Genomic DNA, 14,532 nt, shown 5'->3' on the forward strand with positions numbered 1-14,532 from the left:
GCACCAATAAATGACTGGACCTGTTTCACGACAGGAATACCTTTGCTGCCTGGATTCCGAAATAGATGCCGAATCCGATCAGTGATAATCCCGAAACCATGGAAATGATTTTTAAAATGGAAGGGGTTAAAAACCTTCTTGCAGTGCTTGCCATGAAAGCCATTGAAAAATCCCAAATAAATATGCCTAGGAAAATTGCGCCGCTAAAGAGCAGCAGTTGGTTGAAATCATATTTGGCAGAGGCATTAGCCAAAACCGACCCAAAAATGCCTAGCCAAAACAAAATCGTCAAAGGGTTTGAAATTGACATGAAAAACCCGGAAAAAAAGGATTTAAGTAAAGATTCTTTATTTCGTCTTTCATCCGCTGCTATTTTGCCGGCACTAATCATGCTTTCGATTCCGGTGTAGGTGAGGACGAAAAAACCAAATAGCCACAGAAAGGTCTTCATAAAAGGCGTTTCAAGAAAATGGACTACGCCGAGATAAACGAGGATCATATAAATTCCGTCCGCAAGGGCAGCTCCAAGTCCCAATACCCAGGCATTCCAGAATCCATTTTTAATGCCGCGGTCAAGTTGTGCTGCATTGATTGGGCCAATCGGGGCGGCCAGGGATAATCCTAAAAAAATATAACCGATTAAAATGTGCATATCTTATTTTCACCTCATTTGGAATGTTGCTCGTACCATTTTATTCACTGACCATTGCCTGTACTACAAAAATATGGGCGAAATGGACAAACGGAAAAAAGGGTTGTTTTTGTGCTTGAAAGATGTTATATTCATATAGCGATGAGCTAACTTGCATAAGACGAAAGACAAGCTTTCATGCTAAACGTTTGGATGTGGCCAAATGGTCCTTCGCCGCAGGTACGCATCAAAGACGCCGGTATTTTTGCCAGGCGTCTTTTTGTTTTTTCTGGGCATAACAGGATTTTCAATAAAATAAACGAATTAATATAATAGGTTACTTTTCATTACTAACAGGAGGATTTGTGAAATGCCTATTAATACAATCGTTTTCAACCCATTAACCCATGTAGGTTGGGGTTCTTTAAAACAGCTCGTTCCAGAAGTGAAAAAATATGATGTTTCCCGCATTTTGGTTGTGACCGACCCAGCCCTGGAAGACATTGGGCTGACTGAAAAAGTGAAGAATCCGCTTTTGGAAGGAGGATATACGGTTGAAGTTTATACCGAGGTCATTCCTGAGCCGCCCATTGAAATCGCAGAGAAGCTGGTATCCTTTATAAAGCAGAAAAACTATGATTTAGTTGTCGGTCTGGGTGGAGGAAGCGCGCTTGATTTGGCAAAGCTGGCGGCAGTATTGGCGGCCCATGACGGAAATGTGTCGGATTACTTAAATTTGACCGGAACCAAAAGGATCATACATAAAGGGCTGCCCAAATTATTGATTCCAACCACATCAGGAACCGGATCGGAAGTGACCAACATTTCCGTTCTTTCATTGGAGAACACGAAGGATGTTATAGCACATGATTATTTATTGGCTGACGCGGCCATTGTAGACCCGGAGCTTACAGTTTCTGTTCCCCCGAAAGTAACAGCGGCTACGGGAATCGATGCTTTGACACATGCCATTGAAGCATATGTATCTGTGAATGCGAGCCCAATCACAGATGGCCTGGCACTTCAGGCGATCAGGTTAATCAGCCGATCTATCCGCAGGGCGGTCCACGACGGAAAAGATAAAGAAGCCCGTATAGATATGAGCCAGGGAAGCTATATTGCTGGACTAGCCTTTTTTAATGCTGGGGTCGCGGGTGTTCATGCACTCGCTTACCCACTGGGAGGGCAATTCCACCTGGCTCATGGTGATTCAAATGCAGTTCTCCTGCCCTATGTTATGGGCTACATCCGCAAAAGCTGCACAAAAAAGATGGCAGATATTTTGAATGCGCTTGGCGGCAATTCTGCTTATTTTTCTCAGAAAGAGGCAAGTTTAAGATGTGTAGCTGAATTAAAAAGGCTTGTGGCGGATGTGGGCATACCTGGCACATTAGGGGGATTCGATATTCCGCAAGCTGCCTTGGAAAGACTGGCAGGGGATGCAATAAAACAAACAAGACTTTTGGCAAGAAGCCCATTAAAGCTTGAAATTGAAGATATCAGGGCGATTTATCAATCAGCTTTTGAAGGCAATATTGCAGAACCCATATAATTCACTGACATACTTATACCTGACATCACCCGATTATTAGACATACCTATTAGGCCTTATTCGGGGCTTTTTAGGTTAATCTAAAGAAAATAAGGTGTATAAAGAACTAGCAAGAAATCGGCTGCTTGTGAATATTTTAGTGTTTTTCGTGAATTGCTGCCTGCTCGTTTGCACGTCGGTGGAGAGGGTTGTTATAATTTTGATTTGTTGAAATGTGGAGCTGGCAAACTTGGATATATAGCATATTTGTCATATATCACCCTTTCCATACATACATACTTGGATAGTAAAACTACATATAAAGGAGAGGCCAATGTGGTTACAATAAAATCAAAAATCTTCACCTTGCTCTTCTTGCTTGCAGTGTTGGCCATATTGTTATTCATTTGGCTGGGGAGATCGGGAAGCATTCAGCAGGAAGTGACGATCATCGAAAAATATTACTCTGCAGATGGTTCAGGAAAGGTGACCGGAGTTAAAACGCAGGAGGTCGAAAACGTGAATGCCAAAGCTGATGGGCCGACTTGTGCAATGAAGTTCAGTAATGACCGGATACTTGTTGTAGATTGCGAAAGATACCTGGACTTCGAAATTGGGGAGAAAGCATTCATTCAATTCGATGATGGTACAATAACCGAAATTCGCGCGAAGGAGTAAGGGATCAAGATACTCAAAAAACATTTTCGGAAATATACACATATTTCGGTAAAAATTTCCATTGCATTATTTGGCTAAATCCCCGATAAATATAAGTAATACATTATTAGGGGGAAATTAAATGTATAAAATAGAAAAAGGGTCTTTGGAAGAGGTCCTAATGATTCTACAGAACATTGGTCTCCAGCTGAATGATTATGAAAAAACAAATACGATGATCCCGGTCGCCTCATATAAAGAATTGCTTGAGTTTAGCATTGCCATTGCAAGACGGACAAATGATGTGTCAGATACGATTGACGAGATTATCGAAACAATTGAAGATAAATTATAGTTTCAGCGTTTATCACAAGAAGTGGAAGGGTAAAGATTAGGTTTCGGGTAAACAATTAAATAGGTCGAATTCAAAAAACATCATTCGGACAGCTCTGCGCGTCCAGAAAGGTGTTTTTTTTTCATATTCTCGCATGAGTGGACATACCTATGAGTATAACCGATAGGAGGCTCCCGATATGCTTGATGTAAAAAAGTTCTTCAATAATCATTGCTATACTCTTTGTCTGGTTGCCATTACGTTCATCTTCACGATCATGTGGACAAGTACTTTGAAGTAGGCATAAAATCCTTCTCAAATTTTTATTTATTTTCTTTATTTGATGCATTGCAAATAACTCCCCTAGGAAATGGTAAATATATAAAGGGACTGCTTCTGAAGGTCCAAGCGGGAATTAATGTAAAAATAGCAAAGGGTGAGCGGTTTGGTAAGCCATTGCAAATCAAATGAAGAATTGCAGGAATTAGTTGATGTAGCGAAAACATACACAAAACAGGGAAAAGTGGCTGACTATATCCCGGCACTCAAACAGGCCAGGAGGGATGATTTGTCAGTAGCGATTTCCTATCCGGACGGAAAGGGCTATTGCGCCGGTGACGTCAGCGATAAACTAACCCTCCAAAGTATTTCCAAGGTTCTGACATTGGCTATGGCGTTATTGGAAAAGGGTGAGGAGCATGTATTTTCCTATGTAGGGAAGGAACCGACAGGCGATCCGTTTAATTCTATTGCAAAGCTGGAAACAAACACGCCTTCCAAGCCATTAAACCCTATGATCAATGCAGGGGCTTTAACGGTAACCCATATGATTGTCGGCAAAAGTGTGGATGAACGTTTTAGCCGGATCTTACAGTTTGTACGGGACATGGCACAAAATCAGGATATCGGTGTTAATGAAGAAATCGCCCGCTCTGAGTATGATTCAGCAGACTTGAATCGCTCGTTGAGTTACTTCTTAAAGCAGCATGGAGTGATTAATGAAGATGTGGAAGACTTGATGGAGCTTTACACAAAACAATGCGCGATCGAGATGGACTGCAAAGATTTGGCGAGGATTGGCTGTATCTTTGCCATGAACGGCAAAGACGTTATGACAGAGAAACAAATCATACCCGAAGATATTGCACGTATCTGCAAAACCTTCATGGTTACCTGCGGAATGTATAATGCGTCAGGCGAATTTGCCATTAATGTTGGCATTCCTGCCAAAAGCGGCGTATCAGGAGGGATTTTGGGAGCTGTACCCGGAAAATGCGGCATCGGTATATACGGCGCCGCGCTGGACGATAAGGGAAACAGCATTGCAGGCATCAAACTCTTGGAAATGATGGCAAAAAAATATTCATTAAGCATGTTTAATACATGAGTGAAGTATATTAATGCCTAAACTGGGTATACTTCTAAAAAAAGTGTAAGGAGCACGCCAATGATCTGTTCGATTTGCAAGAGGCCTAAGGAAATAGAGTATGCAACCACCGAAAACAGTTATTGTGCCGATTGTTGGTCAGTTGTTTCATCTTCTTATGATTACTTGACTGGTCAAGGCAGGGAGTATCTTTCAAGAAACAGCAATTTTGATTAAGGAGTTTAATCTGCAGGGCATCGATGGAGATGAAACAGAAGGGATAGCTTTTGGACAATGATTGAAACAAGAGTATCGGGCTACAAATGTGGAAATAATGATGGCCCATAATCCGATCATGATGACTTTGCAGATTACATTCAAATAGTTATGTTACTTGGCTGGGCTTTTTAGGCCTATGGATAAAAGATTAAGCTCCTTCTCATAGATTTAAGTAACAGACATCTAGGTTCACTATACTAACATAAAGGAAGAGGAGTAATATTTCTGGATTATGTAAGAACTACTAGGCAACTAAGCAATATGAACAGATTTTTTTCCAGGGGATATGATATCCTCATCACACTAGTTGTAAAAAACTATTAAAGTTGAAGGTTCAATTAAAGACAAGAATATTTTCTTTCCTTCTCGATGTATATCAACTAAGGAGGCATATAGCGGCCGAAACTTTTCCTTCCCACTGGACGGATATTCAAGGCATTCGCAGAAAATGAAATTTTTCCTGGTGACTTGAAGGTGCGTTTCCAATATCCAATTTCTTTAAGGGTTCAAAAAGATGACGAGATCCAAGAACTAAACCCTTTAAGGGTCAAGGCCGCAAGGATAAGCCAGGTATAAAAACAGATCTTCAGCAAACAGTTTAATCCATCGAAAAACGCAGAAATTTGCATTGTGTTCATGTTATTAAGGTTTAATATGTCACTACCTTTAAACGAGTGTTCTTTAGTGCCCCAAATCCAGCTGCGATTATACTATCCCCTAAGTTTTTTTCATCCTCTACCTATACCCTGTTAGCATTCCTTTTGCATTGCTACTTCCTTTATTACAATTCTATCTTAATATGGAGCTTAAATAATCTTTCTTATCCTAGGTATCATTACCGTCTTGTATTCTTAGCTACTCTTTTTCCACTTTACTTTACGATTTCTATTCATGAGTGAGCCTGCAAAGTGAGGACCATCTCATTAAATATGTATTTTTGGATAAATATAAATTGGCATAATTTATCGAGTTATAACCGTATCACCAGCCTTCAACACCAGTGGCTCTAGTTAATAAATCGGTGTTTTGAAATCGCTAAGAAAATGAGATAAATCCCCGCTGCTTAACCCTAGAATACCGGCAGTGTTTTGCGTTTTATTGAAAAGTTGGCTGTTAATGATTGGTCATGGGTGGAAGCCCTTACTCCGATGTGAGCGAATCTCCCAGGGCAACATACAAAACGGGGATTTCCAGCACAGTTTCCTTTCGCAAGTAATAAGTCAAATTCTCTTTTTTAAATAATAGCAGCCATATTTGTATATTTTATTGAATGAAGCTTCAAGCGTATCGTAACAATCACCAATTCGTCTCCAAATACGATTGTTTCTTTTTTTAGATTTCTTCCAAAATTTGTGTGGGAGTTTTCTCAATAATATCTTTATGGTAATCATTAATAATCCCCTTATATCTTTTGAAATGGGTGTTATCCATATAAAATTTACTTAATTGCGCTTCTAATGATAGTTCGTCTTCTCTCCAATGTTGGAGTGAAATGATTAGCCCTGATTTTTCAAGCTTTTGTATATTAATTTCTTCCTGCCCCGGTAACGAATGATAAATGAAAATTGGTTTTCGCTTGAATAGACATTCACTGATTGTGACTCCTCCGGGTTTTGTCACAATTCCATCCATCTAGTCGTAAAGGGCATTCATTTTTTCCCTGGAATCTATATACCCCATCGCAGTGATGTTGTTTTTCTTGAGCTTTGCAATCCGTTGATATAATGTTTGATTTGTTCCGCATAACACATAAAAATGAAAATTTTTATTGTTACCTATTTTCGTAACGATATGTAGTCTGATTCTTAGCAAATTGATCGATAGAATTAACGGTCTCATGAGTTCTCCTTCCTTTGCGCTAGGTAAAAAGAGTAAAGAAACCAGAAACATACATTACAACCCAATTTTTAATGTTGCCAATAAAGGCAAATGGTCTGAAGCCAGCTTGTCTAAAGTAACTACTTTTGATTCAATGACTCCGATTTCTTTCGTAGTAAAAATATAGTCCAGCCTTCTGAAAGGACGTTTAGATGGAAAAGTGTATCCACCTGAATCTTCGAGGTTTTCTGTCCAAACATCCGTCAATCGTTTCGTTACGTTCCTCCAGGTCCTTGAAGAGGGGGTCATATTCCAATCGCCCATTATGAAGGCAGGCCCAGCCTGTTTATCTATTACATCAAGGATAAAAGCTGATTGTTTTTTGTGAAGAAAAGGTGCAAGGCTTAGATGGGTGACAAAGGCTGATACTTCAATATGTCCTGCGTTCAGTTTGACTTCCAGCATTGCCCGGTCTTCCACCAAACTTGGTAAAAAATCAAACGGATGATTATGGGAATGGACAATGGGAAAGCGCGTAAGCAATGCATTTCCAAATTCGCGTTGCTTCCTTGCTCCAGGAGTTTCAATTGTAATTGCAGGGCCGTATACATATTCCATTTGAAGCTCTGCTGCCAGATAACGAGCCTGATCCAGAAATTCACTTCGTTCCGAGAAATATCTATCTACCTCATTTAGGCCAATTATATCCGCGTCAGTAGTTCTTATGATATTGCTGATCCTCTGTAAATTGAGTTTTCCCTCTGCACCTCTGCCCTGGTGTATATTAAACGTCATAACCTTTACCTGCATTTTTCCACACCCCTGTTGAATGACCGGAAACAGATTCCCGGCTAATAAAATTCTTTAATATCTTTTCCTATCAGGGAAACTTTATATAGAGTTCCGTCTCTATTTTCTAATCTAAATGTTGCCCGGACTTCCGGGAATTAAAACTCTTACCGGTTATTGGGGAGATAAAGAAAATAGATAGAGAGGGTCATTAGATTCCGGTTTTAAGAAAATATTAAAGGTATAACCAAATAGAGAAGGGTGAACCGAAATTGGCAAATGTATTCAAACAAAATGAGTCACATGGGAAACCTGTGGTCATGCTTGTCATCGATACTTTAATGCATTCACCATTACAGGAAGCAATAAAAACCGGCAAGGCACCAGCATTGAAATTCTTAATGGAAAATGGCCAATACTTCCGTAATCTCGTCGCTCCCTTTCCAACGATGTCCGTAAATGTGGAAACGACCCTTCTAACGGGAACTTATTGCAATCAGCACGGCATTCCCGGATTAGTCTGGTTCAGCAGTGAAGAAAACCGGCTCATTAATTATGGCACCCATTACCGTGAACTATTCAAGCTTGGGATGGTGCAAGCAATAGAGGATTTCTTGTTCAATTTGAATGAGAAGCACATAAGCAATAAAGTGGTAACCATACATGAGGAACTGGAGAAAAGAGGCAGGCAATCAGCCTCGATCAATGCTCTTGTTTATCGCGGCCCTACAGCCCATCCGCTAAACTTGCCAATGATATTAACAACATTTACGAACATTGATAAAAACCATCCAGCAAAGGCTTCTAAATTTTTCTCCTTTGGACGGTTTTCGAAATTACACCCTTCGAACCGTTATCAACATTTCTGGAAAAAGCTAGGGGTTAATGATGCTTCATCTATTTTACAACTAACACATTTAATCAATCACAATTCCCTTCCTGCATTTTCAATCGTTTACCTGCCTGAACTTGATCAAAGAATCCATAAAAGTGGGCGGATGGATATAAAGGGAATAGAAAAGGCTGACAAACACCTGCAAAAGATACTTAATTTATATGGGTCTTGGGAAAAAGCGTTGCAACAAAATACGTGGATCATTTTAGGAGATAATGGACAGGCCTGGGTAGGTTCCGAACGAAGGGAAGCTATCATTGATTTACGTAAATTATTGGAAAGGTATCGTATTATGCAACTGTCCAAAGGGTTGCAGCCTACAGACGAGATAGTCCTCGCTGTAAATGACAGGATGGCCTATATATACACAATGAATAGAGAGAATGTGCCTCTGCATGAGCTTGCGGTGCTATTGCAGAAAGACAATCGGATTGATGTGATTGCCTGGAAAGAAGGCCGGCATATCGAGGTTAGGTCAGGGGAGACTGGGGGTGAGCTCCGTTTTGGGCCAGAAGGAGAGTACTATGATCAATACGAGCAATCATGGTTTCTTCAAGGCGATGAAAATTATTGGATCTTACAGTGTGCGGAAAAGAGATTAAATATGGCGCTTATCCGGATGCGCTGGCGAGGCTTTATAGCTGTATATTTTCGCATAAAGGCGAATTTTTGATTGCGAGCGCAAAACCAGGTCATGAAATAATCGGAGAAGGCTCTCCCGTACATCTTGGCGGGGCAGGTCATGGGGGTTTGCATGAACAAGATACGTTAGTGCCGATCATTATAACCGGGACTAAGACAGTTCCAGAACACTTGCGTATGGTCGACTTAAAAAGCTGGATATTGTCATTAGTATATTAAAGCATTTATTTTAGGTGAAGTCTCCAGACAATCACGAAGGCTGCTGGAAACTGAACCCGGCAGCCTTACATCCATTTCATCAGGCCAATCGGCTATTTCTTAATGGCAATCATATTAATCATGAATCCAACAATAAGGAGGAGCTTTGGAATGGCAGAACTTCCCGAGCTGGAAAGGTACCGTTTAGTGTTAAGCCCCCATCTGGTCAGTAAGGAAATTACATTAGTCGAAATTCATAGGCAGAAATCGATCAATTTGCCTGTACATGAATTCGCTTCCCGCCTGCAGGGAAATCGTATTACCGGGATAACCAGAAGGGGGAAATTTTTAATTTTTCAATTAGCTTCTGGAGAAAACCTGCTGCTTCACTTAATGATTGGGGGCTGGCTATTTATCGGAAATGAAAAGATTAATCCTAACCGTAAAAAGCAGATAATCCTTTCGTTCGGAGAAATGCAACTATTCTTTCTTGGCCTCCGTCTCGGCTATCTACACATACTATCAACGGAGGAACTGAATAAGAAACTGGGAGAGTTGGGCCCTGAACCGCTTGATCCAGCCTTTGGATTTGAGGATTTTCAAGGAAGAATCAGCAAAAAAAGGGGAATTCTGAAATCCGTTTTAATAGACCCTAAATTTATTGCAGGAATTGGCAGCTGTTATTCAGACGAAATATGCTTTAAAGCTCAGTTGAAGCCCGAGAATAAGGTACAACAATTAACAGGGGAGCAGATACATAGGTTATTTGAAGCAATTAAACCCGTATTGGAAAACGCCATTCATATAGGGGGGTATATGGATTATCCCTTGTATGCGAATGATAGAAAAACCGGGGCATATAATGACCATTTTCTCGTTTACTTGCGAGAAAACCAGCCATGCAAAAGATGCCGAAACGTCATCCAAAGAAAGGACCTTTCTTCGCGTAAATCCTTTTTTTGCCCAGGCTGCCAGGAATAGCTTAGGCTAAAGTCAATACCAAAAAACTATATCCCCACGAATAATTTTTTTACTTTGCGGAAAAGAAAAAAGAAGGAAAAACGACAAAAATCTCGTTTTCGAGGTGCCTTTGAGTCAAAATTCTCAAAAAACCACGTTGATTTTTTGAGAATTTTAGAATGATATGTAAACAAAAGTCGATATTTGCGAATATCTTAAATGTGAAATCTAAGGTAATATAATAAGTATCTCTGATAATCACTTAATAGAAAAACATATGGTGGCTAAAGACTAAACGGCAAAACTTAGCCTAAACAAGCGGGGGGATTTTAAGTGAGTGTAAGCTTGTGGATAGAAAAGTTGGAAAACCGCGCGATAGTAGAAGATGAGCAGTTGGTAGAATTGGTCCGCCAAGGGGACCATGAAGCAGCAAACTTATTGATCAACAAATATAGGAATTTTGTCAAGTCGAAAGCGAGCAGATATTTTATAATAGGTGGAGATAGGGAGGATATTGTCCAGGAAGGGATGATTGGACTGTATAAAGCGATCCGGGATTTTAGAGAGGATAAACTAACCTCTTTTAAGGCTTTTGCCGAGCTTTGCATTACCAGGCAAATCATAACCGCGATCAAAACAGCAACCCGTCAAAAGCATACCCCTCTGAATTCCTACATTTCCCTGGACAAGCCACTATTTGAAGACGATTCCGACCATACGCTTATGGATGTGATATCCTGTACAAAAGTTACGGATCCCATTTCTTTGCTTATTAACCAGGAGAATTCCGACTATGTACAGTTGAAAATGGCAGAGATGCTGAGTGATTTAGAAAGAAAAGTATTGTCCCTTTACATGGATGGACAGTCCTATGTAGAAATTTCCGAAAAACTTGACAAGCATGTAAAGTCGATTGACAATGCCCTTCAGCGGGTGAAAAGGAAATTGGAACGGTATCTCGAGATGCGGGAGATTGTGTACTGAGTTGGTAAACAGAAAAGATTGATCATAAGAGAAAGAGCCCAGTTGATGGACTGGGCTTATTTTACTTGTCCTGAGAAGCCAAATGGGAGGGGTAGATATATAGCCGTACTAAATATACCAAAAAGCGAGGAATTGCTGACAGTTGCTCCTTTTCAGGATTTAAATAGTCCTTCGGTAAATTTATGGTATCCGAATAGCTGTGCGAAATGATTAAATAAGATTAGACCTGCTGATTAAAGATGATAGGGGGGATTTTATGAGCATACCAAACAAAGCTGATTGGAAAGGCTTTTTGAACTTGTATGACCGAATTGCCATTCAGGCACTGGAATTCTACCCTGGTTTATCAGCACCGAAGCTCCGTTTGCTTAATTATTCCGAAAATGCTACATATTTAGTCGAGGATTGCAGCAATAAATATATACTGAGGGCAAGCCGACCGGGGTACCATACTAAGCCTGAAATCGAAAGTGAACTTGTCTGGCTGAATACAATCCATGCCAACACATCCATCGAAGTTCATTTACCTGTTCCTAATAAAAAAGGGGAATATATTCAAACCATTACATTTGAAAATGATCCCCAAGAATATTACTGTACAATGTTTACCTTTTTAAAAGGCGACCCCCCGGATGAAGAAACAGAAAGCGAATTAATCAGGCATTTTGAAAAGCTAGGGGAAATAACTGCCCAACTGCATGAACATAGTATAAATTGGAGCAAAACGGAAGGCTTTCAACGCCCTTTCTGGGATTTTGAAACAATATTGGGGCAAAATCCCAAGTGGGGAAGATGGCAGGATGGCATAGGAATCACTCAAGAACGGGCAGCTCTATTTCAACAAGTGTCAGATACCATCAAGCAAAGATTGGAAAGGTTCGGCAAGGGACGAAACAAATTTGGCATGATCCATGCTGACATACGCCTGGCTAACTTCATTATAGAAGGCCAAAGAATCAAGGTGATTGACTTTGATGATTGCGGGTTTGGCTGGTATCTATTTGATCTTGCTGCTTCATTAAGTTTTATTGAACATAAAGCCTTCGTTCCGGGACTAATCCATTCCTGGTTACGGGGATATCGTAAGGTACGCCCACTTTCTAAACAAGAACAGCAGGAAATACCTACATTTATTATGATGAGAAGATTGATGCTGATTTCCTGGATAGGCAGCCGAAATAATGAAACAACCCAAAAAATGGGCAGGGCATATACGATGGAAACAGTAAAAATTGCGCAGGATTATTTGAAAACATTTAAAGTGTAAATTCCTGGATCCTGCCAATTGTGAACTAACCTTCCCCTAAAGAAAACGAGAAGTTCAATCAAAATCAGTACCAACAGACCTTCCTTCAGATACAATAAAATACAGAATTCATAGGAACCGTCTTAATGTTTCCCTCCCTAGTAATCGGGTAATGATAAGTATCCGATTTTATGAAGAAACAGGGGAGGTATTCTAATGGAGAAAAAGAAGAACGACAATGGAAGCAATCACGGTGAACGCGACGAATATTTTAAAGAACGCGCAGGCACAGACGATGCCAGATTCCATGTTGTCCCTCATGATGAGGAAGGCTGGGCTGTCAAGACCGAAGGTGAGGATGAACCCGGCTATACCAGTGATTCAAAGTCCGAAGCTGTAAAGGAAGCAAAAAGAATGGCAGAGGAAGCAGAAACGATGGCCATTATCCATGATGAAGATGGAAAGATCGAGGAACAACACAATTATCAGGAATAATAAAAAGTAACCCGGAAAAATTTTCTTTCCGGGTTATTTTTTTATTGAAAAGGTCCTGCCATTCTATCGAGAATGCTAATAATCAAAAGCTAACATATAGTGCCAAGCCATTCAGCCGCAGGTCGTTTAACAACCTTTTATTAACCCGGAGGGAGAAACTATAAAAATAAGTTTATAGCTATCGTTTTATGACAGAAATAGGTATTTACTATTAGATTATAGCCGTTTCAGGCATGTCTCTTCCTTCGTACACTGTAGTTATTCAGGTGAAAGGGGGGAAGAAGCGAAGAAGCGAAGTGTGTGCATGTTGTTTCAGAAGGAGATTTGAAGATGATTGCTTTGAAGATGATCAAGACCGCTTCGAAGATAACCGTTTTAGACGCCGGATTAGGTTGGAAGATGACCTGTTCGAAGAGGACTTGCTCGAAGATGAAGCCCGATTCAGAAGGAATAACCTTTTAAGAAGAATTGATAATGAACGAAGGCGGCGTGATGACGACCGTTTTAGATTTAGGCGTGATGTTTGCAGAATGTGCAGGCGTTTTTGCTGATTACTTTTTATAAATAATCGATCATTTCCTTGAATGTAACTCTACTCTTTGGGAAGAGATACGTGACATAATTAAAAGTCCTCAATCCCGATATTTTTGGAAAGAGGACTTTTGAACACCGTTTCTTTTCATTATTGGATTACAGTATGAGTATCGCCAACTAAGGAATTTAACCGTGACCATGAAATGTTCCGTCCGGTAACTACAATGGCCACTTTACGCCCGCTTAATTCTTCGCCGCATTGCGTTAAAGCGGCAACCCCTGCAGCTCCGGAGGGTTCTACTATGTATTGAACAGCTAACATGTTCTTGATGGCGTCAATAATCTGTTCTTCAGTCACCGTTAAAATTCGGTCGATATGTTTTTGGATGATTGGAAAAGTAATAGTTTCAGGATCAATCGGCCCGCTTAACCCTTCAGCTATGGATGGATGTAATTTGACTGGGGTTCCCTGTCCATTTTTATACCAGACAGCTAAAGTGGGACTGTTTTTACATTGGACGCCCCAAACTTCAATTTTCGGATTGACTGATTTTAAAGCTAAACACATACCGGCGGTTAGTCCGCCTCCACCCATACAGGTAATAACGGTATCCACGTCTGCTAAATCATCTAAAATTTCCAATGCAACAGTGCCACCGGCCGAAATTACCGCTGGATCATTATATGCAGATAGAAAGATATAACCTTTTTCTTTTGCAACTGATAAAGCGGTTATTCTAGCTTCTTCAATAGAATCAAAGAAGGTTAATTCGGCGCCATATCCCTCCAATGCTTGCACCTTGCCTGGATCCGCATCCTTCGGTAAAAAAACATGTGCCGGAACACTCAACTTACTGGCAGCATAAGCTAATCCTATTCCATGATTACCGGCTGAAGGTGCTATAATGCCGCGCTTACGTTCCTTCTCATTTAAAGTCAAAAGCCGGTTTAAGGATCCCCGCGATTTAAAGCTTCCTGTAACCTGAAGGTTTTCCAATTTTAAATGAATATCAGATTTGTAAATTCGGCTAAAATTCTCGCTATATTCCAATGGTGTATGACGTATGTAAGGCTTAATCCGTTTATGGGCATGAATAATCTCCTGCAAGGTAATTTCGCTTAGATTCAAATGATCAACTCCTTATTTTAATTAACATTTATTTTGGATTTTAC

At 40.3% G+C, this 14,532-nt stretch carries 15 protein-coding genes; 10 read left to right on the forward strand and 5 right to left on the reverse strand.

The features are described 5' to 3' along the window. Positions 1–25 precede the first annotated feature (25 nt). Positions 26–652, reverse strand: coding sequence for a LysE family translocator (locus D0466_RS20050; protein WP_117324289.1), 627 nt, complete (start codon positions 650–652; stop codon positions 26–28). Between the two features lie 349 nt (positions 653–1,001). Between D0466_RS20050 and D0466_RS20055 the strand changes: the two genes are divergently transcribed. The 4 genes from D0466_RS20055 (at position 1,002) to glsA (ending at position 4,540) form a co-directional block, all read left to right on the forward strand. After that, complete coding sequence (locus D0466_RS20055) at positions 1,002–2,183, forward strand: iron-containing alcohol dehydrogenase (protein WP_117324290.1); 1,182 nt, start codon at positions 1,002–1,004, stop codon at positions 2,181–2,183. 315 nt (positions 2,184–2,498) lie between these two features. Next, entirely contained in the window at positions 2,499–2,840 is a 342-nt protein-coding gene (locus tag D0466_RS20060) for a hypothetical protein (RefSeq protein ID WP_117324291.1), read from the forward strand. A 121-nt stretch (positions 2,841–2,961) separates the two neighbouring features. Further along, the gene (locus D0466_RS20065) at positions 2,962–3,174 is read left to right on the forward strand and encodes a hypothetical protein (RefSeq protein ID WP_117324292.1); all 213 of its coding nucleotides are present in this window, start codon (positions 2,962–2,964) and stop codon (positions 3,172–3,174) included. Positions 3,175–3,589: 415 nt separating this feature from the next. Beyond that, positions 3,590–4,540, forward strand: coding sequence for a glutaminase A (gene glsA, locus D0466_RS20075; protein ID WP_233522751.1), 951 nt, complete (start codon positions 3,590–3,592; stop codon positions 4,538–4,540). Between the two features lie 1,590 nt (positions 4,541–6,130). On the opposite strand, the gene D0466_RS20080 is transcribed toward glsA, so the two are convergent. Genes D0466_RS20080 through D0466_RS20090 form a run of 3 tightly spaced genes read right to left on the reverse strand, consistent with a single transcriptional unit; the run spans position 6,131 to position 7,426 of the window. Beyond that, positions 6,131–6,430: a glycosyltransferase family protein gene (locus tag D0466_RS20080; RefSeq protein ID WP_117324295.1), complete on the reverse strand. Its 300-nt coding sequence runs from the start codon at positions 6,428–6,430 to the stop codon at positions 6,131–6,133. After that, positions 6,431–6,637 (reverse strand): hypothetical protein, encoded by a 207-nt coding sequence (locus D0466_RS20085; RefSeq protein WP_117324296.1) that lies wholly within the window; start codon positions 6,635–6,637, stop codon positions 6,431–6,433. A 54-nt stretch (positions 6,638–6,691) separates the two neighbouring features. After that, the gene (locus D0466_RS20090) at positions 6,692–7,426 is read right to left on the reverse strand and encodes an endonuclease/exonuclease/phosphatase family protein (RefSeq protein ID WP_117324297.1); all 735 of its coding nucleotides are present in this window, start codon (positions 7,424–7,426) and stop codon (positions 6,692–6,694) included. Positions 7,427–7,677: 251 nt separating this feature from the next. Here D0466_RS20090 and D0466_RS20095 point away from each other — a divergent pair, with 251 nt between their 5' ends. From D0466_RS20095 to D0466_RS20115, 6 genes are all read left to right on the forward strand, one after another. After that, the gene (locus D0466_RS20095) at positions 7,678–8,973 is read left to right on the forward strand and encodes an alkaline phosphatase family protein (protein WP_325048746.1); all 1,296 of its coding nucleotides are present in this window, start codon (positions 7,678–7,680) and stop codon (positions 8,971–8,973) included. After that, positions 8,970–9,161, forward strand: coding sequence for a hypothetical protein (locus tag D0466_RS23505; protein ID WP_325048747.1), 192 nt, complete (start codon positions 8,970–8,972; stop codon positions 9,159–9,161). Before D0466_RS20095 ends, D0466_RS23505 begins: the two co-directional genes overlap by 4 nt. 150 nt (positions 9,162–9,311) lie before the next feature. Next, positions 9,312–10,121 carry an Fpg/Nei family DNA glycosylase gene (locus D0466_RS20100; RefSeq protein WP_117324298.1) on the forward strand — a complete coding sequence of 270 codons (810 nt, stop codon included), beginning with the start codon at positions 9,312–9,314 and terminating at the stop codon, positions 10,119–10,121. Between the two features lie 312 nt (positions 10,122–10,433). After that, positions 10,434–11,084, forward strand: coding sequence for an RNA polymerase sporulation sigma factor SigH (gene sigH, locus D0466_RS20105; protein WP_233522753.1), 651 nt, complete (start codon positions 10,434–10,436; stop codon positions 11,082–11,084). A gap of 256 nt (positions 11,085–11,340) precedes the next feature. Then, entirely contained in the window at positions 11,341–12,351 is a 1,011-nt protein-coding gene (locus D0466_RS20110; RefSeq protein ID WP_117324299.1) for a phosphotransferase enzyme family protein, read from the forward strand. Between the two features lie 195 nt (positions 12,352–12,546). After that, positions 12,547–12,825, forward strand: a complete 279-nt coding sequence (locus tag D0466_RS20115; protein ID WP_117324300.1) for a DUF2188 domain-containing protein — start codon at positions 12,547–12,549, stop codon at positions 12,823–12,825. Positions 12,826–13,507: 682 nt separating this feature from the next. On the opposite strand, the gene D0466_RS20120 is transcribed toward D0466_RS20115, so the two are convergent. Then, positions 13,508–14,488, reverse strand: coding sequence for a threonine ammonia-lyase (locus D0466_RS20120; protein ID WP_117324301.1), 981 nt, complete (start codon positions 14,486–14,488; stop codon positions 13,508–13,510). Positions 14,489–14,532: the final 44 nt, after the last annotated feature.

Source organism: Peribacillus glennii, from assembly GCF_003429105.1.
Taxonomy (GTDB): Bacteria; Bacillota; Bacilli; order Bacillales; family DSM-1321; genus Peribacillus; species Peribacillus glennii.